Origin of the sequence: Paraburkholderia atlantica (genome assembly GCF_000092885.1) — a bacterium.
Classification (GTDB): domain Bacteria; phylum Pseudomonadota; class Gammaproteobacteria; order Burkholderiales; family Burkholderiaceae; genus Paraburkholderia; species Paraburkholderia atlantica.
Map to the genome: position 1 here is coordinate 2,848,938 of NC_014117.1, position 26,182 is coordinate 2,875,119.

General features: G+C 64.3%; 22 protein-coding genes, 1 tRNA gene and 1 riboswitch. Of the genes, 18 read left to right on the plus strand and 5 right to left on the minus strand.

From position 1 onward, the window contains the following. The first annotated feature begins 211 nt into the window (after positions 1–211). The 4 genes from BC1002_RS12780 to BC1002_RS12795 all read left to right on the plus strand — a co-directional run bounded on the left by BC1002_RS12780 (position 212) and on the right by BC1002_RS12795 (position 4,608). Positions 212–1,009, plus strand: coding sequence for a response regulator transcription factor (locus BC1002_RS12780; RefSeq protein ID WP_013090446.1), 798 nt, complete (start codon positions 212–214; stop codon positions 1,007–1,009). 9 nt (positions 1,010–1,018) lie between these two features. Further along, positions 1,019–2,557: a sensor histidine kinase gene (locus BC1002_RS12785; RefSeq protein WP_013090447.1), complete on the plus strand. Its 1,539-nt coding sequence runs from the start codon at positions 1,019–1,021 to the stop codon at positions 2,555–2,557. Positions 2,558–2,786: 229 nt separating this feature from the next. After that, positions 2,787–4,445, plus strand: a complete 1,659-nt coding sequence (locus tag BC1002_RS12790) for an MFS transporter (protein ID WP_013090448.1) — start codon at positions 2,787–2,789, stop codon at positions 4,443–4,445. Positions 4,446–4,531: 86 nt separating this feature from the next. Then, positions 4,532–4,608 (plus strand) — tRNA-Met (locus BC1002_RS12795). Positions 4,609–4,786: 178 nt separating this feature from the next. Here the strand turns inward: BC1002_RS12795 and BC1002_RS12800 are convergent. Next, complete coding sequence (locus BC1002_RS12800) at positions 4,787–5,998, minus strand: MFS transporter (protein WP_013090449.1); 1,212 nt, start codon at positions 5,996–5,998, stop codon at positions 4,787–4,789. Between the two features lie 299 nt (positions 5,999–6,297). After that, positions 6,298–6,397: riboswitch (guanidine-I (ykkC/yxkD leader) on the plus strand. Positions 6,398–6,454: 57 nt separating this feature from the next. Between BC1002_RS12800 and BC1002_RS12805 the strand changes: the two genes are divergently transcribed. The 8 genes from BC1002_RS12805 (at position 6,455) to BC1002_RS12840 (ending at position 16,772) form a co-directional block, all read left to right on the plus strand. Next, positions 6,455–7,525 carry a putative urea ABC transporter substrate-binding protein gene (locus BC1002_RS12805; RefSeq protein WP_013090450.1) on the plus strand — a complete coding sequence of 357 codons (1,071 nt, stop codon included), beginning with the start codon at positions 6,455–6,457 and terminating at the stop codon, positions 7,523–7,525. A 75-nt stretch (positions 7,526–7,600) separates the two neighbouring features. Beyond that, positions 7,601–8,413 carry an ABC transporter permease gene (locus BC1002_RS12810; RefSeq protein ID WP_013090451.1) on the plus strand — a complete coding sequence of 271 codons (813 nt, stop codon included), beginning with the start codon at positions 7,601–7,603 and terminating at the stop codon, positions 8,411–8,413. Continuing rightward, a complete protein-coding gene (locus BC1002_RS12815; RefSeq protein WP_013090452.1) occupies positions 8,410–9,201 on the plus strand; it encodes an ABC transporter ATP-binding protein in 792 nt (263 codons plus the stop codon). The genes BC1002_RS12810 and BC1002_RS12815 overlap by 4 nt, the downstream gene beginning before the upstream one ends. Positions 9,202–9,214: 13 nt before the next feature. Then, the gene (locus BC1002_RS12820; RefSeq protein WP_013090453.1) at positions 9,215–9,931 is read left to right on the plus strand and encodes an urea amidolyase associated protein UAAP1; all 717 of its coding nucleotides are present in this window, start codon (positions 9,215–9,217) and stop codon (positions 9,929–9,931) included. Positions 9,932–9,946: 15 nt separating this feature from the next. Then, on the plus strand, positions 9,947–10,588 hold the full coding sequence (locus BC1002_RS12825) for an urea amidolyase associated protein UAAP2 (RefSeq protein ID WP_013090454.1): 642 nt from the start codon (positions 9,947–9,949) through the stop codon (positions 10,586–10,588). A gap of 172 nt (positions 10,589–10,760) precedes the next feature. After that, positions 10,761–14,360 (plus strand): urea carboxylase, encoded by a 3,600-nt coding sequence (gene uca, locus BC1002_RS12830; protein ID WP_013090456.1) that lies wholly within the window; start codon positions 10,761–10,763, stop codon positions 14,358–14,360. 18 nt (positions 14,361–14,378) lie between these two features. Further along, complete coding sequence (gene atzF / locus BC1002_RS12835) at positions 14,379–16,211, plus strand: allophanate hydrolase (RefSeq protein WP_013090457.1); 1,833 nt, start codon at positions 14,379–14,381, stop codon at positions 16,209–16,211. Between the two features lie 225 nt (positions 16,212–16,436). Then, a complete protein-coding gene (locus BC1002_RS12840) occupies positions 16,437–16,772 on the plus strand; it encodes a hypothetical protein (protein ID WP_013090458.1) in 336 nt (111 codons plus the stop codon). A 77-nt stretch (positions 16,773–16,849) separates the two neighbouring features. Here BC1002_RS12840 and BC1002_RS12845 read toward each other — a convergent pair whose 3' ends face one another. After that, complete coding sequence (locus BC1002_RS12845; RefSeq protein WP_013090459.1) at positions 16,850–17,293, minus strand: MarR family winged helix-turn-helix transcriptional regulator; 444 nt, start codon at positions 17,291–17,293, stop codon at positions 16,850–16,852. Between the two features lie 212 nt (positions 17,294–17,505). On the opposite strand from BC1002_RS12845, the gene BC1002_RS12850 reads away from it, so the two are divergent. Continuing rightward, positions 17,506–18,975, plus strand: coding sequence for a DHA2 family efflux MFS transporter permease subunit (locus BC1002_RS12850; RefSeq protein WP_420798753.1), 1,470 nt, complete (start codon positions 17,506–17,508; stop codon positions 18,973–18,975). 23 nt (positions 18,976–18,998) lie between these two features. Here BC1002_RS12850 and BC1002_RS12855 read toward each other — a convergent pair whose 3' ends face one another. Next, on the minus strand, positions 18,999–19,712 hold the full coding sequence (locus tag BC1002_RS12855) for a FadR/GntR family transcriptional regulator (protein WP_041734431.1): 714 nt from the start codon (positions 19,710–19,712) through the stop codon (positions 18,999–19,001). Between the two features lie 134 nt (positions 19,713–19,846). Between BC1002_RS12855 and dgoD the strand changes: the two genes are divergently transcribed. Together dgoD and BC1002_RS12865 are read left to right on the plus strand one after the other, a co-directional pair. Then, positions 19,847–20,995, plus strand: a complete 1,149-nt coding sequence (gene dgoD / locus BC1002_RS12860; protein WP_013090462.1) for a galactonate dehydratase — start codon at positions 19,847–19,849, stop codon at positions 20,993–20,995. Positions 20,996–21,174: 179 nt separating this feature from the next. After that, on the plus strand, positions 21,175–21,477 hold the full coding sequence (locus tag BC1002_RS12865) for a hypothetical protein (protein WP_013090463.1): 303 nt from the start codon (positions 21,175–21,177) through the stop codon (positions 21,475–21,477). A 180-nt stretch (positions 21,478–21,657) separates the two neighbouring features. Here BC1002_RS12865 and BC1002_RS12870 read toward each other — a convergent pair whose 3' ends face one another. Both BC1002_RS12870 and copC read right to left on the minus strand, forming a co-directional pair. After that, positions 21,658–22,587 carry a CopD family protein gene (locus tag BC1002_RS12870; protein ID WP_013090464.1) on the minus strand — a complete coding sequence of 310 codons (930 nt, stop codon included), beginning with the start codon at positions 22,585–22,587 and terminating at the stop codon, positions 21,658–21,660. Next, a complete protein-coding gene (gene copC / locus BC1002_RS12875; protein ID WP_041734432.1) occupies positions 22,584–22,961 on the minus strand; it encodes a copper homeostasis periplasmic binding protein CopC in 378 nt (125 codons plus the stop codon). Before copC ends, BC1002_RS12870 begins: the two co-directional genes overlap by 4 nt. Positions 22,962–23,302: 341 nt before the next feature. On the opposite strand from copC, the gene BC1002_RS12880 reads away from it, so the two are divergent. The 3 genes from BC1002_RS12880 to trhA all read left to right on the plus strand — a co-directional run bounded on the left by BC1002_RS12880 (position 23,303) and on the right by trhA (position 26,111). Continuing rightward, positions 23,303–24,034, plus strand: coding sequence for a c-type cytochrome (locus tag BC1002_RS12880; protein ID WP_013090466.1), 732 nt, complete (start codon positions 23,303–23,305; stop codon positions 24,032–24,034). 21 nt (positions 24,035–24,055) lie between these two features. After that, positions 24,056–25,357, plus strand: a complete 1,302-nt coding sequence (locus tag BC1002_RS12885) for a c-type cytochrome (RefSeq protein ID WP_013090467.1) — start codon at positions 24,056–24,058, stop codon at positions 25,355–25,357. Positions 25,358–25,490: 133 nt separating this feature from the next. Continuing rightward, positions 25,491–26,111, plus strand: coding sequence for a PAQR family membrane homeostasis protein TrhA (gene trhA, locus BC1002_RS12890; RefSeq protein ID WP_013090468.1), 621 nt, complete (start codon positions 25,491–25,493; stop codon positions 26,109–26,111). Positions 26,112–26,182 lie beyond the last annotated feature (71 nt).

A 26,182-nucleotide genomic window follows, 5' to 3' on the forward strand; every position in this document is an offset into this window, starting at 1 on the left:
ACGTCCGGAATTCGGCTCGAATTGAGCGCAGTCTTCAGGACATCACACGAAACGCAGACACTGTATAAAAAAACAGTGGTTTTGGCAAGCGCGATATGATGCGAACGCGCATTTTTACTGTCGCGTCACCCCCACTACCCACAATAATGTTCGGAGACCGCTGCGCGCCGGGGCAAGCCCCACGGTGCCGGCAAAGCCAGGCTGGCGCACCATGCGAATTCTGATTGCCGAAGACGACAGCATACTCGCGGACGGTCTGGTTCGATCACTCCGCCAATCGGCCTATGCGGTCGATCACGTCAAAAGCGGCGTAGAAGCCGATACCGCGTTGTCAATGCAGACGTTCGACCTATTGATCCTCGATCTGGGCCTGCCGCGCATGTCCGGGCTCGAGGTGCTGCGCCGCCTGCGGGCGCGCAATTCGAACCTGCCGGTGCTGATCCTGACCGCCGCAGACAGCGTCGACGAACGCGTCAAAGGCCTCGATCTCGGCGCCGACGATTACATGGCCAAGCCCTTCGCGCTGAACGAACTCGAAGCGCGCGTGCGCGCGCTGACGCGGCGCGGCGCCGGCGGCGGCCCGACCGTCGTGCGGCATGGCTCGCTGTCGTTCGATCAGGTGGGCCGCATCGCCTATGTCAACGACCAGGTGATCGACCTCTCCGCACGCGAGCTCGGTCTGCTCGAAGTGCTGCTGCAACGGATCGGCCGGCTGGTCTCGAAAGAGCAGTTGGTCGACCATCTGTGCGAATGGGGCGAGGAAGTCAGCAACAACGCGATCGAAGTCTACGTGCACCGGCTGCGCAAGAAGATCGAGCCGAGCGGCGTGCGCATCATCACCGTGCGCGGGCTCGGCTACTGCCTCGAAAAGGCGGCGCCGCCGGCAAATGCGAACGCGCCCGCTGCCCCTGCCGGCTCCGAGTCGCAAACGGCACAAGCGGCACAAACGGCACCACCGTCCACCGCGCCGTCGTCCGCCGCGATGCCGGCGAGCCATCACTACAAATAGAGGCCAGCGATGTCCGCACGCGCTGATCGCGCCACGGCGCACGCGGCGGACCTCGACGAGGCGCGCGACGCGCGCTACGCCAATCCGTTCGCCCCGCCCGACGAAACCGAGGCCGCCGCCGAAGCGCGTCCGCGCTCGCTGTTCGGCGAGATTCTCGACTGGATGCTCGCCCCGCTGCTGCTGCTGTGGCCGATGAGCCTCGCGGTCACCTATCTGGTCGCGAAGTCGATCGCGAACGGGCCGTTCGACCGCGCGCTCGAAACCGACGCCTACGTGCTCGCGCGCCAGATCCACCCGGTCAACGGCGTCGCGGAGCTGTCGTTGCCCGAGTCGACTCGCGATTTCCTGCGCGCCGACAACGTCGACAGCGTGTTCTTCCAGGTGCTCGGCACGCGCGGCGAACTGGTGGCCGGCGAGCGCGACATGCCGCTGCCGCACGAGGAAGACCGCCCGCCACCGGGCCTCGTCGAATTCCGCGACGACGTGCTGCGCGGCAACGACATCCGCGTCGCATATACCACCGTCGAGTTTCCGCAGACGCCGGGCGCTCAGCCCGTGCTGGTACAGGTCGCCGAAACGCTCGACAAGCGCAGCCAGCTCGCCAACGACATCATCAAGGGCGTGATCCTGCCGCAGTTCGTGATTTTGCCGCTCGCGATTCTGCTCGTGTGGTTCGGGCTGTCGCGCGGGCTCGAGCCGCTGCATGCGCTGCAGGCCCATATCCGCGCGCGCCGGCCCGACGATCTGTCGCCGCTCGAAGCGCGCCGCGCGCCGCCGGAAATCGAGCCGCTCGTCACGTCGTTCAACGATCTGCTCACGCGCCTCGAACAGAACATGGAGCTGCAGAAGCGCTTCATCGCCGACGCCGCGCATCAGATGAAAACGCCGCTCGCCGGCCTGCGCACGCAGGCCGAGCTCGCGCTGCGCCAGAACGCGCCCGCCGAGGTGCATCGCTCGCTCGAACAGATCGCGACCAGCTCCGAGCACGCCGCGCGGCTCGTCACACAGCTGCTCGCGCTCGCGCGCGCGGAGAACCGTCGCTCGGGGCAGATCTTCACGCCGGTCGAACTCGGCGAACTCGCACGCAGCGCGGTGCGCGAATGGGTGCAGGCCGCGCTCGCCAAGCAGATGGACCTCGGCTACGAAGCGCCCGACGAGCCGGTCGAAGTCGCCGGCAATCCGGTGATGCTGCGCGAAATGCTATCGAACCTGATCGACAATGCGATCCGCTATACGCCGGCGGGCGGCCGCATCACCGTGCGGGTGCGGCACGACGCTCCCGCGCGGCTCGTGCATCTGGAAGTCGAGGACACCGGGCTCGGCATTCCGGCCAGCGAGCGCTCGCGCGTGGTCGAGCGCTTCTACCGGATTCTGGGCCGCGAGGGTGACGGCAGCGGCCTCGGTCTCGCGATCGTGCGCGAGATCGCGGCGATGCACGGCGGCGAGCTCGCCATCGACGACAACGTCTATCAGGAGTCGCCACGGCTCGCCGGCACCCTGGTGCGTGTCAGCTTGCACGTGCTCGCACGGGGGCGGGACTTACCCTAACATGGCCGGATCGGCAGCTTGACCGTCAGCGTGTTTTTGAGATATTTCAGCGAGGATTGCGCAAACATCGCTGCACATTGACCGAAGTTGAGCGCCTCCTTGCCGCTTTACCGGACGACCCCAGGTTGTGGCGTCGAGTCAGAACGCCGTAAGTTTCCACTCCAATAATCGGTTGCACGGGGACGCCTGCGCTGGCGATCCGTGTGTATATCAATATTGGAGACGACATATGGCTACCGTTGGCGGGCAACTCTCGCACGCGCCGATGACGCGCGATGAGAAGCGGGTGATCTTCGCATCGTCGCTGGGTACGGTTTTCGAGTGGTACGACTTTTATCTGGCCGGCTCGCTTGCGGCCTTCATCAGCAAGAGCTTCTTTTCCGGCGTCAATCCGACCGCGGCGTTCATTTTCACGCTGCTCAGCTTCGCCGCGGGCTTCGCGGTGCGGCCGTTCGGCGCGGTCGTATTCGGACGGCTCGGCGACATGGTCGGGCGCAAGTACACGTTCCTGATCACGATCATCATCATGGGCCTGTCGACGTTCCTCGTCGGCTTCCTGCCGGGCTATGCGGCGATCGGCATCGCTTCGCCGGTGATCTTCATCGCGATGCGTCTGCTGCAGGGTCTCGCGCTCGGCGGCGAGTACGGCGGCGCCGCGACCTACGTGGCCGAACACGCGCCGGCGAACCGCCGCGGCTTCTACACCGCGTGGATCCAGACCACCGCGACGCTCGGCCTGTTCCTGTCGCTGCTCGTGATCCTCGGCGTGCGCACTTTCATGGGCGAAGACGCGTTCGGCGCCTGGGGCTGGCGCATCCCGTTCGTCCTGTCGATCCTGCTGCTCGCGGTGTCGGTATGGATTCGCCTGCAACTGCATGAGTCGCCGGTGTTCGAGCGCATCAAGGCCGAGGGCAAGACCTCGAAGGCGCCGCTCTCCGAAGCGTTCGGCCAGTGGAAGAACCTGAAGGTCGTGATTCTCGCGCTGCTCGGCCTGACGGCCGGCCAGGCTGTCGTGTGGTACACGGGCCAGTTCTACACGCTGTTCTTCCTCACGCAGACGCTCAAGGTCGACGGCACGAGCGCCAACATCATGATTGCGCTCGCGCTGCTGATCGGCACACCGTTCTTCCTGTTCTTCGGGTCGCTGTCGGATCGCATTGGCCGCAAGCCGATCATCATGGCCGGTCTGCTGATCGCCGCGCTGACGTACTTCCCGCTGTTCAAGGCGCTCACGCACTACACGAACCCGGCGCTCGAAGCCGCAACGTTGAAGTCGCCGATCGTCGTGATCGCCGATCCTGGCGAGTGCTCGTTCCAGTTCAACCCGGTGGGCACGGCTAGGTTCGTGACCTCGTGCGATATCGCGAAGGGCGCGCTGTCGCGAGCCGGCCTGAACTACGACAACGTCGCGGCACCGGCCGGCACAATCGCGCAGATCCGCGTGGGTGATACGGTCGTCAACACGTTCGACGGCCGCGCCCCCGACGCGAAGGAGCAAGCCAAGACGTTCGAGAAGACGCTCGCCGCGACGCTGAAGGCTGCCGGCTACCCGCCGAAGGCCGATCCGGCGCAGATCAACTGGCCGATGAGCGTCGTGATCCTGACGATCCTCGTGATCTACGTGACGATGGTCTACGGGCCGATCGCGGCGATGCTGGTCGAGATGTTCCCGACGCGCATCCGTTATACGTCGATGTCGCTGCCGTATCACATCGGCAATGGCTGGTTCGGCGGCTTCCTGCCGGCGACCGCGTTCGCGATCGTCGCGGCGAGGGGCAACATCTACTCGGGGCTCTGGTATCCGATCATCATCGCGGTGATCACCTTCGTGATCGGCATGCTGTTCGTGCGTGAGACCAAGGACTCGGATATCTACGCGAAGGATTGAGTGGACCGCCAGTTTGGGCTATCTGAAAAAGTTGTGCGCCGGGGGTTGACAGCCTCCGGTTGCCCCAGCATAATCTCGCTTCTTTCGGCGAATTAGCTCAGTCGGTTAGAGCGACGGAATCATAATCCGCAGGTCCGGGGTTCGAGTCCCTGATTCGCCACCAGCTTCAAGAAAAAGCCGCTGTCCCACAAGGACAGCGGCTTTTTTGCTTTGAAGCGCCGCCACGCCCGGTAGGCATCCGGGTTCAGGCAGTTAGTTGCCGCTACACACACCACTCACCGTTGGGAAAGCAGCGGCAACAACGCGTGCATTTTCCAGACTGATACTCCGGCTATCCCAAGTCAGCTCAACTCGTCACGAGCTTCGGCCGGTGTCGGATGAAAGAGAAGCAGCACGACGGTCATCAAACCGAAGGCTGCCCCCGCATAAAACGTCGTGGCTGCACCCAGACGCTCCCACAACTGGCCTGCGATAACACTCGCAACCAGCGTCACGATGCCGCTCAGCAGATTGAAGAAGCCAAACGCAGTCCCGCGCAGATGCGCAGGCGCCGTGTGTGCGACCATCGTCGCGAGCAGGCCTTGCGTCATCCCCATGTGCAGCCCCCAAAGCGCTACGCCCACGACGACGATGCTCCAGTGGGTGCCGTGTGCAAGCACGAGGTCGGCGCCAATCAACATGACGAGACCACCTATCAGCAGCCGCGTATGGCGCATCGTGTCCGCAAGCTTCCCGAACGGATACGCGGACAGCGCGTAGACGATATTCATTGCCACCATGACCAGCGGAACGAGCGCAATCGGTACGCCGCTACCCATCGCACGAAGCACCAGAAAAGCCTCGCTGAATCGCGCCAACGCGAAAACAGCGCCTATCCCGACGACCCACCAGTAGTCCAAGCCAAGGTCCCTGAGACTCTTCCACCGCACAGGGTTGCTCCCTTTGGCGAGAGGCTCGTGCTCAGGCTCCGTGATACCAAACATCAACAGCGCGACCGCGAGCGCACCGGGAATGACGGCAAGCCAGAAGGCAAGCCGAAAATTATCTGCCCACACCAGCATGATCAGGACGGCCAGCAGCGGTCCGAGGAACGCACCAACCGTATCGAGCGACTGACGCAGGCCGAAGGCCGCGCCACGCAGGTGCTGCGGCGTCACATCTGCGATGAGCGCATCGCGGGGCGCACCGCGAATGCCCTTGCCGACACGGTCGATGATGCGCGCAGTCACCACGACACCCACAGACGACGCAATGGCAAAGAGCGGCTTGCTCATTGCGCCGAGCGAATACCCGGCCACGGCGAGCCACTTCCGGTTGCCGAGGTAGTCGCTCAGCGTTCCCGAAAACACCTTGACGATTTGGGCCGTGGCCTCCGCGATGCCCTCGATCAAACCAATCGCGCCGGCGCCGGCGCCAAGGCTCGCCAGCAGAAACATCGGCAGCAGGCTGTGGATGATTTCGGATGAGATGTCCATCAAAAGACTCACACATCCTAGAACCCATACGCTGCGTGGAATCTGCCGGACGACATTGACTTGCGGTTCGTTTCGCATTCGATAGGAATGGCATCAAATAGCAGGTTCGAACGGCGCGGCCGCATGGCGAGCGCCAGGACAGCTCGCCACGACCGCTACATCTTATCTGGCATCGCTGAGTCGTATACCGGTCCGCTGCGCCCGAATCGAGTGCACTCGCTGACGCACATCAGTGCACGCCCTCCCAGCCCCAGGGCAAAAACTTCCCCTTCGTCGCACCTGGCCGCCGACTAGTCCAAGACAGCCGGTCTGGCACACTTCCCGCTTTAAAGAGCGCGCAAGGAGCCGGCGCAACCTCCGGTTCGACAAACAATCTGGAAATGGACGGCTAGGGTTCCGACCTGCTTCACGCAGGTGCTGGTCCGAGAGCTGTCGACCTCAGGCGAGGTTACACGGCGGGACAAAAGCCCGGGAGAGAACGCGATGTTTGCGCTGCTCCCTGCCGTCGCTAACCGTCCCCTCCGAGGTCAACCCATGTTCAAGCTCGTTCGCTGTCTTGGCATTGCCGCCGTCTCCCTCGCCACCTTCGCCTCGAGCCCCACGTTCGCCGCGGGCCGCAACGACTTCAAGGTCTGCTGGACCATCTACGCCGGCTGGATGCCGTGGGGTGAAGCGAAAACCCAGGGCATCGTGTCCAAATGGGCCAGGAAGTACGGCATCAATGTCGATGTCGTGCAGCTGAACGACTACGTCGAGTCCATCAATCAGTACACGGCCGGCAAGTTCGACGGCTGCGCGATGACCAACATGGATGCGCTGACGATTCCCGCCACCGGCGGGGTGGATTCGACGGCCCTGATCGTCAGCGACTATTCGAACGGCAACGACGGCGTGCTGATGAAGGGCAAGGGCAAGCAGATCGCCGACCTGAAGGGACAGCAGGTCAACCTCGTACAGTTCTCCGTCTCCCACTACCTGCTCGCGCGCGCACTCGAAAGCGCGCATATGAGCGAGCGCGACCTCAAGGTCGTGAACACCTCGGATGCCGACATCTCGGGCGCATTCGCGACCCCCACGGTTCACAACGCGGTCACGTGGAATCCGATGCTCGCCGATCTGAAGTCGCAGCCGAACGTCAGCGAAGTCTTCGATTCCAGCAAGATCCCCGGCGAAATCATGGACATGATGGTCGTCAACACGAAGACGTTGCAGCAGAACCCCGCTCTCGGCAAAGCGCTGACCGGCGCATGGTTCGAAATGGTCGCGCTGATGCATACCAACTCCGCTGCCAGCACGTCCGCCCTGACTGCGATGGCCAAGGCCTCGGGCACCGATCTAGCCAACTTCAAGGGCCAACTGTCGACGACCGCCCTGTTCTATTCGCCGCAAGCCGCGCTCGACTTCGTCACCAGCGCCGACATGCCGAAGATCATGACGCGCGTCGCGAAGTTCTCTTTCGATCACGGCCTGCTCGGACAGGACGCGAAAAGCGCGGACGCGGTCGGCATGGCGTTCGACAAGGGCGTCGTGGTCGGCAACAAGAACAACGTCAAGCTGCGTTTCGATCCGACCTACGTCGCGATGGCGGCCGCGGGCAAGCTCTGAGACGGACCTTGCTCGCACTCGCCGCGGGCTCGCCATTGCGGGCCTGCATTCCAGGTTTCCAACCAGGCGCTCACCATGCGACTCATCAATCGACATCCGAGCCGGATCGGCGGCTTGATGCTGCTCCTGTTGCCGTTCGTCGTGCTATTCGCGGTCTACTTCACCGGGTCCTCGATGCGGCTCTCGCTCAATCCCGATGACAAGCTGCTGCCGAGCGCGGCGCAAATGAGCGACGCGGTCAAGTTAGCCGCGTTCACCGAGGACAAGCGCACCGGCGAGTATCTGTTGTGGACCGACACGGCGTCGAGCTTGCGGCGCCTCGGCATCGGCCTCGTCGTCAGTGCCGTGATCGCGCTGGTGGCTGCGATCGCGACCGGCTCGTTGCCGCTCGTCAGCGCGACGCTTTCGCCATTCATCACCGTGGTCTCGATGGTGCCGCCGCTGGCGGTGCTGCCGATCCTGTTCATCGTGTTCGGGCTCGACGAGTTGTCGAAGGTCGTGCTGATCGTCGTCGGCATCACGCCGGTGATCATTCGCGATCTGCATGCTCGTGCCCGCGAGATTCCAGTCGAGCTGTGGGTCAAGGCGCAGACGCTTGGCGCCACCAGCTGGACATTGATTCTGCGTCTGGTACTGCCGCAACTGCTGCCGCGTCTCCTGGTGGCGACGCGTCTGTCTCTCGGCGCGGCGTGGCTCTTTCTGATCGCGGCCGAAGCGATCGCGTCGACCGATGGCCTCGGCTATCGGATCTTCCTCGTGCGCCGCTATCTGTCGATGGACCTGATCCTGCCCTACGTCGCGTGGATCACGCTGCTCGCATGGCTCACCGACGAGCTGCTGCGCCGGATCACGCAATGGTGCTTCCCGTGGTACGGAGGCGCGCGATGATCGAAGTCCGCAACGTCTGGAAAGAGTATGGCGACCAGGTCGTGCTCGAGCGTTTGAATCTGACCGTCAAGGAAGGCGAGTTCTGTTCGATGGTCGGCGCATCCGGCTGCGGCAAGTCGACGTTTCTGCGCCTGCTGCTCGGTCAGGAGCGCGCGACCCGCGGCGAGATCCTGCTGAACGGCAAGCCGCTGCCCGCTGAGCCGGACAGGCATCGCGGCGTCGTGTTTCAGCGCTACTCGGTGTTCGACCATCTGAGCGTGTTGCGCAACGTGATGCTGGGGCTCGAGCTTCCCCAGGCGAAGTTCACCGGCCGGCTATTCGGTTCCCGTCGGCGCGTAGCGCGAGACGAGGCAGCGGCCATGCTCGAGCGCGTCGGTCTGGGTGCGGCGTTGAACAAGTTTCCGCAGCAACTGTCGGGCGGCATGCAGCAGCGCCTCGCGATTGCGCAGGCGCTGATGATGAAGCCTCGCGTGCTGCTGCTCGACGAACCGTTCGGCGCGCTCGACCCCGGCATCCGCAAGGACATGCATGAGCTGCTGTCCGACCTGTGGCGCGAAGCGAAGCTCACGATCTTCATGGTCACGCATGACCTGAAAGAAGGCTTCACGCTGGGCAGCCGCGTGCTGGTTTTCGACAAGGTGCGCGTCGACCCGCAAGCGCCGGGCGCCTATGGCTCGCGTATCACCTACAACATTCCGCTCGATCGCAGCCGCGATTCGGTGTCCGCCGTGCATATCGCCGAGGCTGCCGTGCGAGACGCATCGCATATCGAACTGGTCTCCGACTGAAGGGAACTCAGGTATGAACTCAGATACGACCTTACTGCTTGAAGAAACCGTCCCGGGTGGCGGTCATATGTCGCTGATTGTCAAGCGCGGTCAATCGCTGCGCATTACCGACCTGCGCGGCGGCGCGAACGTCAGCGTGATGATGGTCAACGCGACGGAAAAAAGCGAACGGCTCAATCTGCCGGATTCGTTGAAGTGCCAGCACACGGCCAGGTTCACGGTTGGACACTGCCTTTACTCGGACATGGGCCGTGTGCTTGCCGCGATCGTCGCGGATACCTGTGGCTGGCACGACAGCATCGGCGGCGTTTCGAATGCGGACGAGGTTCGCGAACGATGCGGCGCGGGCCGCTACCAGGAGCTGCGCAACGCGTTCTATCGCAACGGCACGGACAACCTGCTCGTCGAGATGGGCAAGTGGGGACTCGGCATCAAGGACCTGTTGATGACGCTCAATCTGTTCAGCCGCGTCGACGTCAGCGACGACGGTGTGCTCAGCTTCGTGCCCGGCAACTCCAAGGCCGGCAACTACGTCGAGCTTTACGCGCCGATGAACACGCTCGTCGTGCTCACCGCGATCCAGCACCCGCTCGACCCGAACCCCGAATACGCGCCGAGGCCCGTCAAGCTCGAATTGAGCGACGCGCGGCCCGAGGTCGCCGAAGTTTGCCGTACCGCATGCGAAGAGAACGCACGCGGTTTCATCAACACAGAACGCTTCTTTCTTTGAGCGAAGGCCACGCTTATGACCAGCACGCTTATCGTCAGCGACAAACGTCCGGAAACCGCGGTCCATCGCGAGACACTCGCCGCGGGCGAGCCGTGGCTTCACGAGGTGAAGGCCGGGCAAACGCTGCGCATCGTCGATCTCGAAGGCAATCAGGCGGTCGACACGCTGTTCTACAGCCTCGCCGATCCGCGCGAGCGCTTCGATCCGCAACGCACGTTGCGCCGGCAAAAGAGCCTCTATCTGACGACGGGCTCGGTGCTGTACTCGAATCTCGGCAACCCGATGCTGACGATCGTCGCCGACACGTGCGGCCGCCACGATACGCTCGGCGGCGCCTGCGCGCAGGAGAGCAACACAGTGCGCTACGCATTGGAGAAACGCTATATGCACAGCTGCCGCGACAACTTCCTGCGTGCCTGCGCTCACGACGGCCGCCTGTCGAAGCAGGACATCGGCGCTAACGTGAACTTCTTCATGAACGTGCCGGTGACGGCGACGGGCGGGCTCAGCTTCGAAGACGGCATTTCCGCGCCGGGCAAATACGTCGAATTGCGCGCCGAGATGGACGTGATCGTGCTGATCTCCAACTGCCCGCAGCTGAACAATCCGTGCAACGCCTACAACCCGACGCCCGCGGAGCTGCTGATATGGAACTGAAGCGCATCCGCCACTGGCTCTTTCTCATCATGCTGGTTCGCTCGGGCCGCTATCTCACGCGCACGCGCGAAGAACTGACCCACACCGATCGCTGACGCGACTTCGGCCGTGGACGACCACGGCCGGCCATTCCCACGGCGGGACGGCCCGCCTCCGAATCAACACACCTTCCATGTTCGAGAAGATTCTGATCGCCAATCGCGGCGCTATCGCATGCCGCATTCTCAGGACGTTGCGCGAACTCGACGTCACCGGCGTCGCCATCTATGCGGAAGCCGACCGAGCGAGCCGCCACGTCAGCGAAGCGCCTGTCGCGCATGCGCTCGGCGACGGACCGGCCGCGCTGACTTATCTCGACGTGGACAAGATCCTCGCGATCGCGCGTCGCGAAGGCGTGCAGGCGATCCATCCCGGCTATGGGTTCTTGTCGGAGAACGCGGCATTCGGCGAAGCCTGCGAAGCGGCGGGGATCGCGTTCATCGGACCCACGCCCGCGCAGCTTCGCGCATTCGGCCTCAAGCACACGGCCCGCGAAATCGCGGCCAACGAAGGCGTGCCGATGCTCGAAGGCACCGGCCTGCTCGCAGACGTGCCGGCCGCGCTCACCGCCGCGCAGACCATCGGCTACCCGGTGATGCTGAAAAGCACCGCGGGCGGCGGCGGCATCGGCATGCGGGTGTGCTGGAATGCCGACGAACTCGGCGCCCATTTCGACGCGGTCAGACGCCTCGGCGAAAACAACTTCAGCGATGCCGGCGTGTTTCTGGAGAAGTACATCGAACGGGCGCGGCATCTGGAAGTGCAGGTATTCGGCGATGGCAAGGGCGACGCGCTCGCGCTCGGCGTGCGCGACTGCTCGGTGCAGCGGCGCAATCAGAAGGTGCTCGAGGAAACGCCCGCGCCGTGCCTGCCCGATGGCGTTCAGGCCGCGTTGTGCGAGGCAGCGGTCAGGCTCGCGAAAGCCGTCGACTATCGCTCAGCCGGCACCGTCGAGTTCGTGTACGACAGCGCCGCCGAACGGTTCTACTTTCTCGAAGTCAATACGCGTCTGCAGGTCGAGCATGGCGTCACCGAACAGGTGTGGGGCGTCGACCTCGTGCGCTGGATGATTGAACTCGCGGCCGGCACGCTCGCGCCGCTGAAGGTTCTGGCGGCGGGTCTGACGCCGCGAGGACACGCAATCCAGGCGCGACTCTACGCGGAAGATCCGGGCCGAGATTTCAAACCGAGTCCGGGCCTCTTGACCGATGTCGCGTTCCCGCACGCGGACGGCCGCGCATTGCGAATCGATACCTGGATCGAGGCCGGTTGCGAAGTGCCGCCCTACTTCGACCCGATGCTTGCGAAAGTGATCGCGTGGTCGCCGACTCGCGATCAGGCGCGCGATGCGCTCGACGATGCGCTGCGCGACACCCGCCTCTATGGCGTCGAGACGAACCGCGACTATCTGCGCCAGATTCTGCGCGACCGGCCGTTTGCGTCGGGCGAACCGTGGACTCGGTGTCTCGAAGGGCTCAGGTATCAGGCCAGCACGGTCGAAGTCGTCAGCGGCGGCACGCAGACGACGGTGCAGGACTACCCGGGCCGCCTGGGCTACTGGGCGGTCGGCATTCCGCCTTCTGGGCCGATGGATGACCGGGCGATGCGGCTCGGCAATCGCCTGCTCGGCAATGCCGCCGACGCCGCCGCGCTCGAAGTCACGATGAGCGGGCCGACGCTGCGCTTCAACACGGATGCCGTGGTCGCCATCACTGGCGCGCAGATTCCGGTGCTGCTCGACGATGTCGCACAGCCGCTGAACACGAGCCTCCATGTTCGGGCGGGCTCGACGCTCGCACTCGGCACGATACGGGGCGCGGGCGCGCGCGCTTATCTATGCGTGCGCGGCGGCTTCGACGTCGCGCTGTATCTCGGCAGCCGCAGCACCTTTACGCTCGGCCAGTTCGGCGGCCATGGCGGCCGCGCGATCCGCGCGGGCGATGTGCTGCATCTTTATCCGCTCGACGATGCGCAGGCCGGCGCGGCGCTCGTCAACGCACCGGCACTCGACGGCGTGCGCACCCTTCGAGTTATCTACGGCCCGCACGGCGCACCGGAATATTTCAGCGCCCGCTATATCGCGCAACTGCTCGACACCGAGTGGGAGGTTCACTTCAACTCCAGCCGTACCGGCGTGCGCCTGATCGGACCGAAGCCCGAGTGGGCGCGCGAGGACGGCGGCGAGGCCGGACTGCATCCGTCGAACATTCACGACAATCCGTATGCGGTCGGCGCGGTCGACTTCACCGGCGACATGCCCGTGATTCTCGGACCCGATGGCCCGAGTCTCGGCGGCTTCGTGTGTCCGGTGACGATAATCGAGGCGGACCTCTGGCAGGTCGGCCAGTTGAAAGCAGGCGACAGGATCCGCTTCTTGCCCGTCGAAGTCGACGAAGCGCGTGAGGCTGCGCGTGAGCGCCGCCGGGAAATGGAGAACCTCGACGTTGCACCGAGTGCGCCGAGCGAAAGAAGAGCCCCGCTGACGTCGCCGATCGTGCTCGATACCGGCGCGGACCGCGACAGACTCGTTGCGCGCGTATCCGGCGACACGCATCTGCTGCTCGAAATCGGACCTGCGGAACTCGACCTGGTGGCACGGTTTCGCGGACATGCGCTGATGCAGTCCCTCGAAGCGAAGCATCTGCCTGGAGTCATCGATCTGACGCCGGGCATCCGTTCGCTGCAGATCCACTACCGGCCGGAAGAATTGCCGCTCGCGCGATTGCTCGACGCCGTCGCGCAGGCGTGGGACGACGTCCTGTTGCACGAGGATCTGCGGGTGCCATCGCGAATCGTTCATCTGCCGCTGTCCTGGGACGACCCCGCGTGCCAGCTCGCGATCGAAAAATACATGACCACCGTGCGCAAGGACGCGCCGTGGTGCCCAAGCAACCTCGAATTCATTCGCCGCATCAACGACCTCGACTCCATCGACGCGGTCAGGCAGATCGTCTTCGATGCGAGCTATCTGGTGATGGGACTCGGCGACGTGTACCTCGGCGCACCGGTCGCGACACCGCTCGACCCGCGACATCGGCTGGTCACGACGAAATACAACCCGGCCCGCACGTGGACCGCCGAGAACTCGGTCGGCATCGGCGGCGCGTATCTGTGCGTGTATGGCATGGAAGGACCTGGCGGCTATCAATTCGTCGGCCGCACGTTGCAGATGTGGAATCGCTACCGCGATGTCGAGGATTTCGCCGGACAGCACTATTTGCTGCGCTTCTTCGACCAGATTCGCTTCTATGAAGTATCGGCCGACGAACTGTTGCGCATCCGCGCGGACTTTCCGCTCGGGCGTTATCCGTTGCGGATCGAGGAGTCCGAGCTTTCGCTGCCGGACTATCAGGCATTTCTCGCACGCGAGTCCGTCAGCATCGAGCAGTTCCGTTCAAGGCAGCAGGTGGCCTTCCAGGCGGAGCGCGAGCGGTGGCGTGAAGCGGGCACCGCGGAAGGCACGTTCGAGACGCCGGTCGCCGAAGACACTCAGTTCGCTCCGCTCAAAGACGGCGAAGTCGCCGTGGACAGCGAGATCGCCGGCAGCCTCTGGCAGGTCAAGGTGAAAACCGGCGACGCGATCGACGCGGGCGACGTGTTGCTCATCATCGAGTCGATGAAGATGGAAATCTCGGTGTGTGCGCCGTGCGCCGGAACCGTCGGCGAGATCTACGTGGCGCCGGGTTCGCCCGTGCGCGCGGGGCAGCGCGTCGCGGTCGTCGAACGTCATTAAATATCTGGACCGAAAACCATGTCTTCACTCTCGTCATTCGATCTTCGCCTACCGACACTTCGCGCCGCTTACCGTGCGGGAACGCTCACGCCGCGCAGGCTCGTGGCTGAACTGCTCGCAAAAGCCGCGGCGCTGAATCCTTCGTTCAATCTGTTCATCCATCTTCTGAGCGAAGATGAAGTCGCGCCCTACCTTGACTGGCTCGATACGCAAGATGTCGAAAGCCTGCCGCTCTATGGCGTTCCGTTCGCGATCAAGGACAACATCGATCTCGCCGGCACTCAGACGACCGCCGCTTGCCCCGCGTTCGCGTATACGCCGTCGCGATCGGCGACGCTCGTTGCGCAGTTGATCGCGCTCGGCGCGATACCGCTCGGCAAGACCAATCTCGACCAGTTCGCGACCGGCCTGAACGGCACCCGCTCGCCGTATGGCAAGTGCCGCAATAGCGTGCATCCCGACTATCCGTCGGGCGGCTCGAGCGCGGGGTCGTCGCTCGCGGTCGCGCTCGGCGTCGCCAGCTTCGCGCTCGGCACCGACACGGCCGGTTCCGGTCGCGTGCCTGCCGCGCTGAACAATCTCGTCGGTCTCAAGCCGACCAAAGGCCTGCTGTCCACCGCGGGTGTGGTGCCCGCGTGCCGCACGCTCGATTGCGTGACGTTCTTCACGGCGACGCCGGAAGAAGCGAGCGAGCTGCTTGCGCTGAGCGCGAACTCCGATCCTCGCGATGCATACAGCCGCGTGAATCCGCAATGGAATACGGCACGCGCGTTTGGCAGGCCGACGGCGTTCAGGTTCGGCGTGCCGACGCAACTCGAATTCGCCGGCTGCGCCGAGAGCCCCGAGCTGTTCGCGAAGGCACGCGCGTTACTCGAAGCGGCAGGCGGCGAAGCCATCGAAATCGACTTCACGCCGTTTGTCGAAGCCGCCAGTCTGCTCTATCAGGGTCCGTGGGTGGCCGAGCGTTACAGCGTGGCGGGCGAGTTGATGACGGAAAAACCCGCTGCGGTTTTGCCCGTCATTCGCGACGTGTTGGCGAAGGCGCCCGGCGCGACCGCCATCGAGCTGTTTCGCGCGCAGTATCGCTTGCAGGAATTGAAGGCCGTCTGCGACGCATCGATCGATTCGCTCGATTTCGTTCTGACGCCGACCTATCCGCGCCCCGTGACCCTCGACGAGTTGGAGCGCGACCCGATCGGCCCGAACTCCCTTCTCGGCTATTACACGAACTTCATGAATCTGCTGGACTATGCCGCCGTCGCTACGCCGACGGGCTTCATGAAGAACGGTCTGCCGTGGGGTGTGACCGTTTTTGGCCGTGCATTTACCGACCAGTATCTGTTGGGCGTGGCCGATTTGCTGCAACGAAAGAGCGGAGTGCGCTGCGTCGGAGGCGTAAGCATCGATCCGGAACAGCCCGGCGAACGGTGCGCGGCGACTCGCGATCGCATGCGGATCGCGGTCTGCGGCGCCCACATGCAAGGTTTGCCACTCAACCGGGATCTGCTCTGCCGACGCGCACGGCTCGTGCAGGCGACTCACACCGCCGCGAAATACGGGCTGTCGGCGTTGCCTGCTTCGGCGGATGGCACGAGGCGCCCGGGCCTGTGGCGCGTCGCCGAGGGCGGCGCAAGAATTGCTATCGAAGTGTGGGAAATGCCCAGCGCGGAGTTCGGTTCGTTCATCGCGACCGTTCCGTCCCCGCTCGTTCTGGGGAAGGTGGAACTACAGGACGGTTCGTGGGTTACCGGCTTCCTGTGCGAGGCGTATGGCGTGCAGTCGGGAACCGACATCTCGGAGTTTGGCGGATGGCGGGCATGGCTCGCCAGCGAGCGTTGCGCGAGCTTCTGAGGGAACGAACGATGGCGAGCGGCGTCGCATTGTATGGGCAGTGAAGCGCTGCGGGTTGTGTTGCGACCTCCGTCTCTTGAGACAATAGCGTCCCGAGCAGGTCTGGCAGGTTCTCTTCGGAGGTTCAACGCGTCCACGATGCAGGACCTGACAGGCTTCCTTCCAGAATCGCAACTTCGTCGCAACTTCGTCGCAATTCCATCGCAGCTTCGAGGAGGTTCCTTGATGACGTTCCGCACCGTCGCGCTTGCCGCAACCACCGCTGCGCTCACGCTCGCCGGCACGACCGCCGCCCTCACCGCACAGGCCCAAACGCCTGGCACGTCCGACAGTCAATGGCGCGCCAGCTCGACCATGCTCGCGACGCTGCTGCAGGACGGCTACAAGATCGTCGCCGTCGTCAACAACGGGCCGGCCGACACGATCTTCGTGCAGCGCGATCAAAGCGCGTTCAAATGCATCGATCCGCAACAACCGGAAGCAAAAACGAAAACGGCAGCAGCGGGCTGTTACGAGCTGGTGCCGCCGAGCGGCACCTCCCCCGCGTCGGAATCCAAATAACGTGATTTGAAGCGCGAGCCCAACGTCGCTCGGGCGCGCGCGAATGACTTCGACGTCGCGCCAAACACCGCGACGCTTCAGCGATCCACCAGCCGGCTCAGATTGCCGCGCACCCGCTGCAGAAGCTCGATCAACTGCGCCGCTTCTTCATCGCTGAAACCATTGAGCGCTTCGAGCGCGACTTCGTCGCCGACCTTGCGCGCCTTGCCGAGCGTGCGCTCGGCCTTCGGTGTCATGCGCACCTGGCGCTCGCGGCGATCCTGCGGATTCGCGGTCCGCTCGATCCAGCCGCCCTCCTCCATCCGGTCGAGCAGCCGGCCCGCCGAGATCGGCGCGACCTCCAGCAGATCCGCGAGCCGGGCCTGATTGATCTCGCCGTAATGGCCGAGATAAGCCAGCACGCGACACTGCGCGCGAGTCAGATCGACCGACGACTTCGCATGATCGTCGAAACGCTTGCCCGCCAGCCGGCCGACGTCGTAGATCAGAAAGCCGAAGCGCTCTTCGAATTGGGTTTTCATGCGCGGATTATACGGAAGCACTTCGGCTTGCAGCGCGCCTGCGCCTGCGCGTGTGTTCCAGGTTCAGCACAACTCCCGATAGCGCGAATTCGCATTGACGATATACTAAGCATGCTTACGATATCGACCCTCCCTACCCTTTCATGTCTTCCGCCTCCACGTCGGCGAGCGCCACTGAGCTGCTCAACCGGCCGATGATCACGATCTCGATCATGCTCGCGACGCTGATCCAGACGCTCGACAGCACGATCGCCAACGTGGCGCTGCCGCATATGCAAGGCGCGCTGTCCGCGTCGCAGGACGAGATCACGTGGGTGCTGACTTCCTATATCGTCGCCGCCGCGATCGCCACGCCGCTCACCGGCTGGCTGGCGGACCGCCTGAGCGTCAAGCGGCTGCTGCTGATCGCGATCGGCGGCTTCACGGTGTCATCGGCGTTGTGCGGACTCTCTGAAACGCTGCCGCAGATCGTCGTGTCGCGTTTGCTGCAAGGGATTTTCGGCGCGTCGCTCGTGCCGCTGTCGCAATCGATCCTGCTCGACATCAACCCGCGTGAAAAGCAGGGCCAGGCGATGGCCGTGTGGGGCATGGGCGTCATGGTCGGGCCGATTCTGGGGCCGACGCTCGGCGGCTGGCTCACCGATAGCTACAACTGGCGCTGGGTGTTCTTCATCAACGTGCCGATCGGCGCATTCGCGCTGTTCGGCGTCGCGACCTTCCTGCCGACGCGCGAGCCCAAACACGACGTGAAGTTCGACGCGTTCGGCTTCGTCACCCTCGGCCTCGCGATCGGCGCACTGCAGGCGATGCTCGATCGCGGCGAGCAGCTCGACTGGTTTTCGTCGACCGAGATCGTGATCGAGGCGCTCGTCGCGGCGATCAGCTTCGCGTTTTTCCTCGTACACACGGCGACCGTCGGCGAGCGCTCGTTCTTCAAGTACAAGTTGCTGAAGGACCCGAACTTCGCGACCGGCACGTTCTTCATCTTCGTGATCGGTGCGGTGATGTACGCGACCCGCGCGCTGCTGCCGCCGATGCTGCAAAACCTGATGGGCTATCCGGTCGCGACCACCGGCCTCGTCACCGCGCCGAGCGGCGCCGGCACGATGGTCGCGATGCTGATCGCCGGCCGGCTGCTCAAGCGCGTCGACGCGCGGCTGCTGCTGCTCTGTGGTTTCCTGATTTCGGCGTTCGCACTGTGGCAGATGATGCATTACACGATCGTGCTGTCGGAGTCGAACATCGTGTGGCCCGGCGTGATCCAGGGCTTCGGGCTCGGCCTCGTGTTCGTGCCGCTGTCCGCGCTGACGTTCTCGACGCTGTCGCCGGAGCTGCGCGCGGACGGCACCGCGACCTATAGCCTGATGCGCAATATCGGCAGCAGTATCGGCATTTCGTTCGTGCAGACGCTGATGACGCGCAACACGCAGATCTCGCACGCGGACCTCGCCGCGAACGTGACCGCGTTCAATCCGGCGCTGCAATCGATGCTCGACGGCGGCTCGCGCTACGACATCGCGGCACTGAACGCGTCGATCACGCAGCAGGCGGCGATGGTCGCGTACCTGAACGACTTCAAGCTGATGTTCGTCGCGACGCTGCTGGTCATCCCGCTATTGCTGCTGATCCGGCCGTCACACAGGGCGCCGGATGCGTCGGCCGCGCATGCGGCGATGGATTGAGCTCGAGCGCGGCGCCGTCCGTCTCAGCCTTCGATCCGCCCGCGCGTCACACCGAGCAATGACGCCATCGCCGCATACGCCGCGGCGGCATCGCGCGCGCGGATCGCGTCGTACACCGCCGTGTGCTCGGCGAGCGACGCGTTGAACACATCGGCGCGTTTCGCATTGAGCCGCAACTGTGCCTCGAGCGTGCGCTCGATCAGCGCGCCGAGCGGAATCAGCAATTCGTTGCTGCATGCGGTGAGCACGCAGAGGTGGAACTGCAGATCCGCGCGCACCCATTCGTCGACGTTACGCGCCGCCACCATCGCGGTATGGGCGGCCGCAAGCGCGCCCAACGTGTCGTCGGTGTACGCGGCGGCCGCGAGGCCGGCCGCGTAAGGCTCGATCATCTCGCGCATTTCCTGCAGCTTGAGCGCGAACGCCATTGGCTCGGCGACGCGTGAATACCAATCGAGCAGATCGGCATCGAGCAGATTCCACGCGGACTTGACCCGCACCCGCGTACCCACGCGCGGCCGCGATTCGATCAGCCCTTTCGACGTCAGCGTGCGCAGCGCCTCGCGCAGCACCGTGCGGCTCACACCGAACGTCTCCATTAACTCGGCTTCGCGAGGCAGGATCGACTCCGGCAGATAGTCGCCGCGCAGAATCGCGGTCGCGAGCAATTGGGTAACTCGCCCATGCAGATCGTGCGGAATGGTTTTCTCCTCGCGGGTGGTGGTCTCGTCGCGCAACGCGGCGACAAGTATTCCAAATCTCGCCACTATATGGCAAATAATACTATTAATAGTATTTAAGTGCACTTTTGTTGTAGCATGGAGTCCCCAAAATTCTTTGCGTGCCGGCAGATCGTCAGGAGACACACACCATGAAAATTACCAAGCTCGAAACCTTCATCGTCCCGCCGCGCTGGTGCTTCCTCAAGATCGAGACCGACGAGGGCATCGTCGGTTGGGGCGAGCCGGTGGTGGAAGGCCGCGCGCATACGGTCGCCGCGGCCGTCGAGGAACTCTCCGATTATCTGATCGGGAAGGACCCGCTGTTGATCGAGGATCACTGGCAGGTGATGTACCGCGCGGGCTTCTATCGCGGCGGCCCGATTACGATGAGTGCGATCGCCGGCGTCGATCAGGCGCTGTGGGACATCAAGGGCAAGCATCATGGCGTGCCGGTGCATGCGCTGCTCGGCGGCCAGGTACGCGACAGGATCAAGGTGTACTCGTGGATCGGCGGCGACCGGCCGAGCGATGTCGCGAACAACGCGCGCGCGGTGGTCGAGCGCGGCTTCAAGGCCGTCAAGATGAACGGCTCGGAAGAGTTGCAGATCATCGACACCTTCGACAAGGTGCAAGGCGTGATCAACAACGTTGCGGCGGTGCGCGAGGCGGTCGGCCCGAACATCGGCATCGGCGTGGACTTCCACGGCCGCGTGCACAAGCCGATGGCGAAGGTGCTCGCCAAGGAACTCGACCCGTACAAACTGCTGTTCATCGAAGAGCCGGTGCTGTCGGAGAACGCCGAGGCGCTGCGCGACATCGTCAACCAGACCAACACGCCGATCGCGCTCGGCGAGCGTCTCTATTCGCGCTGGGACTTCAAGCACATCCTGTCGGGCGGCTACGTCGACATCATCCAGCCGGACGCATCGCACGCGGGCGGCATCACCGAGTGCCGCAAGATCGCCGCGATGGCCGAAGCCTACGACGTCGCGCTCGCGCTGCATTGCCCGCTCGGCCCGATCGCGCTCGCGACCTGCCTGCAGATCGACGCGGTCAGCTACAACGCGTTCATCCAGGAACAGAGCCTCGGCATCCACTACAACCAGGGCAACGACCTGCTCGATTACATCAAGAACCCGGAAGTCTTCGAGTATGAAGACGGCTTTGTGTCGATTCCCCAGGGCCCGGGACTCGGCATCGAGGTCAACGAGCAGAAGGTCCGCGAGATGGCGAAGGTCGGTCATCGCTGGCGGAATCCGGTGTGGCGTCACGCGGACGGCAGCGTCGCCGAATGGTGATTGGTGGGCCATTGCGCCCGCGCGTTCCGGCCACGTGACGCGCGGGCAGCCCGAACCTGCCTCAATCCCCGCACCGCCTTATTCCGCCTCGCTCCCGCGACGTTTGTTCGGTATCGGACAGACGCATCGTCTGCTCCTTGCTGAAATGCATGCCAACAACGCATGCAGCGGGGAACACCATGGGCGAATTCCTTCCTGACTATCTGATCCGCGAACAGGCGGCGGTCGGTGCGCTGGTCGTCTTCGGCGTGCTGCGCATCATCGGCGCGATGGTCGCCTACGAGCGCGGCTGGAGCATCGCGGTGGTCGGGAAGTGCTTTATCGCCGCGGCAGTGCTGTACTGCCTGCCGCAGGTTTTCGATCTGCTCACGCAAATGGTCGGCACGCACGCGGCCGGCGCCGAACTCGAAGGCAAGGCCGCCGGCTGCGCGATCGCATTGTTCTGCGCGCCGATTCTCGGTCATCGCCTCGGCCTCGAGTAAGCGCGCAGCGAGCCGGTCCGCGCGATGCGACTGATGCCTGCATTGCTGGAACGGGCGCGCGACGACGCGCTGCTTGCCTGAAAAGTAGTAGCGGGTGTGCTGGCCACAGCCAGGCGACCGTGTGTATTGCGCCGCACGTGCTTCGCAGTGCGGCGCTTTTTTATGCAGCGCGCGTCGCGTTCAACCGAGCGCAGCGAACGCCGGCACGGTGTGTGACAACGCTGCCGCGACGACGAACACGCCGATCATCACGAGCGCTTCCAGATACATCACGTTGACGAAAGTATGCGCATCCATCGTCGACGCGGTGCGACGCAGGCGCGGCAGCGCCGACGTGCGGTTCAGCGCGCCGAGCACCAGCGCGAGCGCGACCAGCACGAGCTTCAACGTCAGCACGTGACCCCACGTGCTCGCCTGAATCGCTTCGAACGAGCCACCCGAGCCGCGCACCGCATTGAAGACACCCGATAGCAACACCAACGCGACCGCGACGAGCGACACGTTCGACACCTGAGTGGCCGTGCGAATCAGCATGCCGCGCGCGGTCGATGCGCCGAGCGCCGGCAGCACCGCGAAGCCCGCGGCCATCGCGACGCCGCCCCAGACGCTCGTCGCGAGCACGTGCAGCGTCTGCATGCCGATCGCGGCCGATACGACGCCGGCATCGGCCGCATGACCGAGCGACGCCTTGCCCGCCGAGATCGCGAGCACCGCGAGCCACAGCAGCGTGTTGCGTAGCATGCCCGTGCCATGGCTCAGCGCGGTGCCGAGCAGCACCAGGGCGCCGCCGAACGCGACGCTCCAGCCGTAGCCAACATGCGTTTGCGTCAGCACCGTCGGCACCGCGCCGAACGCCGCGGGCAACGCGACGCCGCTCATCGACGCCGCCTGATACAACAGCCAGCCGAGATCCGCGAGCACCAGCACGATGGTGGCCGCGAGCATCGAGCGATGCGCGCGCATCCAGCCGGGGCGCGCGGGTGACGTGCCTTGCTGCCCGTCCTTCGCGAGCCATGCGCCGAGTAGCGCCGAGCCAACGGCGAAGCCGAACGCGACGTTCATGAGCGCGGCCATTGCGACCTGCCCGATCCACAGTCCGTCGAAGTTCATTTGACGTCGAACGCGAAGTCGCCTTGCGTACGATGGCCATCGGTGGCCACCGCGATCCAGTGCACCGCATAGCGGCCGCTCGTCAGCTGAGGCAGCGCGAGGTGCATCTCGCGGGCGTCAGCGCCATCGACTGTCGATGCGGTCGAAGTCGCGGGCTTGCCGCTTGTATCGGCGAGTGTGATTTTGCTGAACGCCGGCTCGAGCGGCTCGGTGAAATGAATGGTTACGTCGGCGGGCGCGATGGCCTCGGCGTTCGCGGCCGGCACGCTCGAGATCAGATGCGCATGCGCGAACGCGGTGGATGACATGGCCAGCGCCACCGCGCCGGACATCAACGCTCGCAGCGTCGACGAGGAGAAATCGAATAGCTTCATGTAGGGCCGATAGCGGATGAGAACGAACGGAACAGAGCCTGGCCGACGACGCGCATCGTCTGCACGACGGCCGGCGAGCCCGGAAGTGTACGCTTCGATGGCGCGCGCGGGGATCGGTTCAACATGGCTCGATGAGACAAAGGCATTGACCACGACGCACGACGCAACTGAAGTCCGAAACTGGCAAACGCGACACACTGTCGCATGGCGGTCACACCTGGAACCGCATCTAATGCGGCAAATAGTCACCATTACCCTTCGATGATAGAATGCTGCGTCGCCGCAGCGACGGCTGTCCTTCACACCGAGCCGCCCGAAGTTCGGTCAGGTCCCCGATTCTGATGGAGTTACGCGTGTCTTCAAGACGCCTCTTCCGCCCGTTGCTTGCCCTTCTGCTGATCGGCTCCGCGGGTGTCTATAGCGCTGCGAAAGCGCAGACTCAACCGAAGGCCCCCGACACGATGGAAGCGCGCGTGCAAGGCTGCACGGCCTGCCACGGCTCGCATGGGCAAGGCACCGACAACGACTACTTCCCGCGTCTCGCGGGCAAGCCGGCGGGATATCTGTTCAATCAGTTGCAGAACTTCCGTGAAGGGCGTCGCAAGTACCCGCCGATGAACTACCTCGTCACGTACCTCTCCGACGACTATCTGCATCAGATCGCCACCTTCTTCTCGCAGCAGCGCCCACCGTATCCGACGCCGGCCAAGCCGACGGCCTCGGCCACCACGCTCGCGCGCGGTGAGCAGATCGTGCTGCATGGTGATGCGAACAAGCAGGTGCCTGCTTGCGTGGCCTGCCACGGCAAGGCACTGACCGGTATGGAACCGGCGATCCCCGGTCTCGTCGGCCTGCACGCCGACTACATCAGCGCGCAGCTCGGCTCATGGCGTTCGGGCACGCGCCGTGCGATCGCACCGGACTGCATGCACACCATCGCCACGCGCCTTAGCGACGAAGACGTGAACGCCGTCGCGGCCTGGCTTGCCACGCAGCAGGCTCCGCAAAACCCCGTGCCGGCTCCGGCCCGCTCCTTGAAGACTCCGCTTGCCTGCGGCAGCGCACCGCAATAAGGCGCCGGGAGAGACATTCAAATGAAACGCAAGTCTTTGTTCGCCCTCTCGGCAGTCGTCGTGGTCGCGGCCGCCGCACTCGTTCCCGTCCTGTGGTCGGGCGGCGATCATCTGCATAGCAGCGGCGCGGCCGTCGCGGCAACGCCCGCGGACCAGGCCGACCTGATCAAGAAGGGCGAGTACCTCGCCCGCGCCGGCGACTGTATCGCCTGCCACACCGTGCGCGGCGGCCAGCCGTTCGCCGGCGGCCTGCCGATGGCCACGCCGTTCGGCACGATGTTCACGCCGAACATCACGCCTGACGACCAGTACGGCATCGGCAAGTGGACCCAGGACGACTTCTATCGCGCGATGCACACCGGTCGCTCGAAAGATGGCAGCCTGCTCTATCCGGGCTTCCCGTTCACGAGCTACACGAAGGTCACGCGCGCCGACTCCGACGCGATCTACGCGTACCTGCGCTCGGTCACGCCGGTCAACGTACCGAGCCGTCCGCACGAACTGAAATTCCCGTTCAACCAGCGCAACATGCTGATCGGCTGGCGCACGTTGTTCTTCCGTGAGGGCGAGTTCAAGCCGGACCCGACCAAGTCGGTCGAATGGAACCGCGGTGCGTATCTGGTCGAAGGCCTCGGCCACTGCGGCATGTGCCATACGTCGATCAACGCGATGGGCGGCCCGGTCAGCTCTGCGGCGTTCGCGGGCGGTCTGATTCCGCTGCAGAACTGGTATGCGCCGTCGCTGACGTCGAACAAGGAAGCCGGCCTCGGCGACTGGGACCTAAAGGACATCGCCGATCTGCTGAAGACCGGCGTGTCGAGCCGCGGCGCGGTGTTCGGTCCGATGGCCGAAGTGGTTCATAACAGCCTGCAGTATCTGTCGGCCGAAGACATCAACGCGATGGCGACGTACCTGAAGACGATTCCGCAGAGGAGCGAAGCACCGGAACCGCTGCAGCTCGAAACCTCGGAAAAGTTCGGCGGCGAACTGCTGAAGCAAGGTCAGAAGATCTATGCTGACAACTGCGCGAAGTGCCACGAAGACAATGGTCTCGGCCGTCCGCCGGCATTCCCGCCGCTCGCGAACAACCAGTCGATCCAGATGCCGTCGGCGGTCAACCCGATCCGCATGGTGCTGAACGGTGGCTATCCGCCGAGCACGGACGCGAACCCGCATCCGTACGGCATGCCGCCGTTCGCGCAATCTCTGTCGAACCAGGAAGTTGCAGCGGTCGTGACGTACATCCGTATGTCCTGGGGCAACCACGGCACGGCCGTATCGCCGCAGCAAGTGGCCGAGCTGCGTTCGGCGCCGCTCGACTAAGCAGGGTTTGACGCACCCCGGGCGCGGCCTGCGAGTTTCGCAGGCCGCGCCCTTCGTTTTTGCAGGACCGGTATCATGTGGGCCTGTTTGTGTTCGTGGTCGCCTTCGTGGGACCGTGCAGGAGGAAAGAGTCGTGCCTGTCGGTGAGCGTTTGAACAGCATCACCCATCTCGTCGGCGCCGTGCTGTCGGTGGTGGGGCTGGCGGCGCTCGTTACGATGGGCGCGCTCGCCGGCGACGCGTACAAGGTCGTCAGCTTCAGCGTGTATGGGGCGATGCTGTTCGTGCTGTATGCGATCTCGACGCTGTATCACAGCGTCAGCCATCCGCGTCTGAAGGCAATTCTGCAGAAATGCGATCATTCGGCGATCTACCTGCTGATCGCCGGCAGCTACACGCCGTTCACGCTCGTCACGTTGCGTGGACCGTGGGGCTGGTCGCTATTCGGCGTGAGCTGGGGGCTCGCTGCCCTCGGCATCGTGCAGGAACTCACGCTCGGGCGACGCACCCGCAGCGTGTCGATGGTGCTGTATGTGTTGATGGGATGGCTCGCGCTCGTAGCCGTCCGCCCGCTGGTGCAGGCGTTGCCGGCCGCGGGGACCGCGTGGCTCGTGGCCGGCGGCGTCATCTATAGCGCCGGCATCTATTTCTTCATCAACGACGAGCGCATCCGCCACGGACATGGTATCTGGCACCTGTTCGTACTGGCGGGCAGTCTGTGTCAATTCGTCAGTGTCGCGCGATATGTCGCGTGACGTTCCACGGCGACGAATTGCAACTTAAGGCCAGTCGACGTGTCTGCATAGCGCGTTGAAACCATTCGGCA

Coding starts and splice junctions, on each gene's coding strand:
- BC1002_RS12780 (WP_013090446.1), top strand. CDS start 212: ATGCGAATTCTGATTGCCGAAGACGACAGCATACTCGCGGACGGTCTG.
- BC1002_RS12825 (WP_013090454.1), top strand. CDS start 9,947: ATGACCAGCACGCTTATCGTCAGCGACAAACGTCCGGAAACCGCGGTC.
- uca (WP_013090456.1), top strand. CDS start 10,761: ATGTTCGAGAAGATTCTGATCGCCAATCGCGGCGCTATCGCATGCCGC.
- BC1002_RS12850 (WP_420798753.1), top strand. CDS start 17,506: ATGCTCGCGACGCTGATCCAGACGCTCGACAGCACGATCGCCAACGTG.
- BC1002_RS12805 (WP_013090450.1), top strand. CDS start 6,455: ATGTTCAAGCTCGTTCGCTGTCTTGGCATTGCCGCCGTCTCCCTCGCC.
- BC1002_RS12865 (WP_013090463.1), top strand. CDS start 21,175: ATGGGCGAATTCCTTCCTGACTATCTGATCCGCGAACAGGCGGCGGTC.
- BC1002_RS12800 (WP_013090449.1), bottom strand. CDS start 5,998: ATGCGAAACGAACCGCAAGTCAATGTCGTCCGGCAGATTCCACGCAGC.
- BC1002_RS12815 (WP_013090452.1), top strand. CDS start 8,410: ATGATCGAAGTCCGCAACGTCTGGAAAGAGTATGGCGACCAGGTCGTG.
- BC1002_RS12845 (WP_013090459.1), bottom strand. CDS start 17,293: ATGAAAACCCAATTCGAAGAGCGCTTCGGCTTTCTGATCTACGACGTC.
- dgoD (WP_013090462.1), top strand. CDS start 19,847: ATGAAAATTACCAAGCTCGAAACCTTCATCGTCCCGCCGCGCTGGTGC.
- BC1002_RS12870 (WP_013090464.1), bottom strand. CDS start 22,587: ATGAACTTCGACGGACTGTGGATCGGGCAGGTCGCAATGGCCGCGCTC.
- BC1002_RS12785 (WP_013090447.1), top strand. CDS start 1,019: ATGTCCGCACGCGCTGATCGCGCCACGGCGCACGCGGCGGACCTCGAC.
- BC1002_RS12880 (WP_013090466.1), top strand. CDS start 23,303: ATGGAGTTACGCGTGTCTTCAAGACGCCTCTTCCGCCCGTTGCTTGCC.
- BC1002_RS12820 (WP_013090453.1), top strand. CDS start 9,215: ATGAACTCAGATACGACCTTACTGCTTGAAGAAACCGTCCCGGGTGGC.
- copC (WP_041734432.1), bottom strand. CDS start 22,961: ATGAAGCTATTCGATTTCTCCTCGTCGACGCTGCGAGCGTTGATGTCC.
- BC1002_RS12790 (WP_013090448.1), top strand. CDS start 2,787: ATGGCTACCGTTGGCGGGCAACTCTCGCACGCGCCGATGACGCGCGAT.
- atzF (WP_013090457.1), top strand. CDS start 14,379: ATGTCTTCACTCTCGTCATTCGATCTTCGCCTACCGACACTTCGCGCC.
- BC1002_RS12810 (WP_013090451.1), top strand. CDS start 7,601: ATGCGACTCATCAATCGACATCCGAGCCGGATCGGCGGCTTGATGCTG.
- BC1002_RS12840 (WP_013090458.1), top strand. CDS start 16,437: ATGACGTTCCGCACCGTCGCGCTTGCCGCAACCACCGCTGCGCTCACG.
- BC1002_RS12885 (WP_013090467.1), top strand. CDS start 24,056: ATGAAACGCAAGTCTTTGTTCGCCCTCTCGGCAGTCGTCGTGGTCGCG.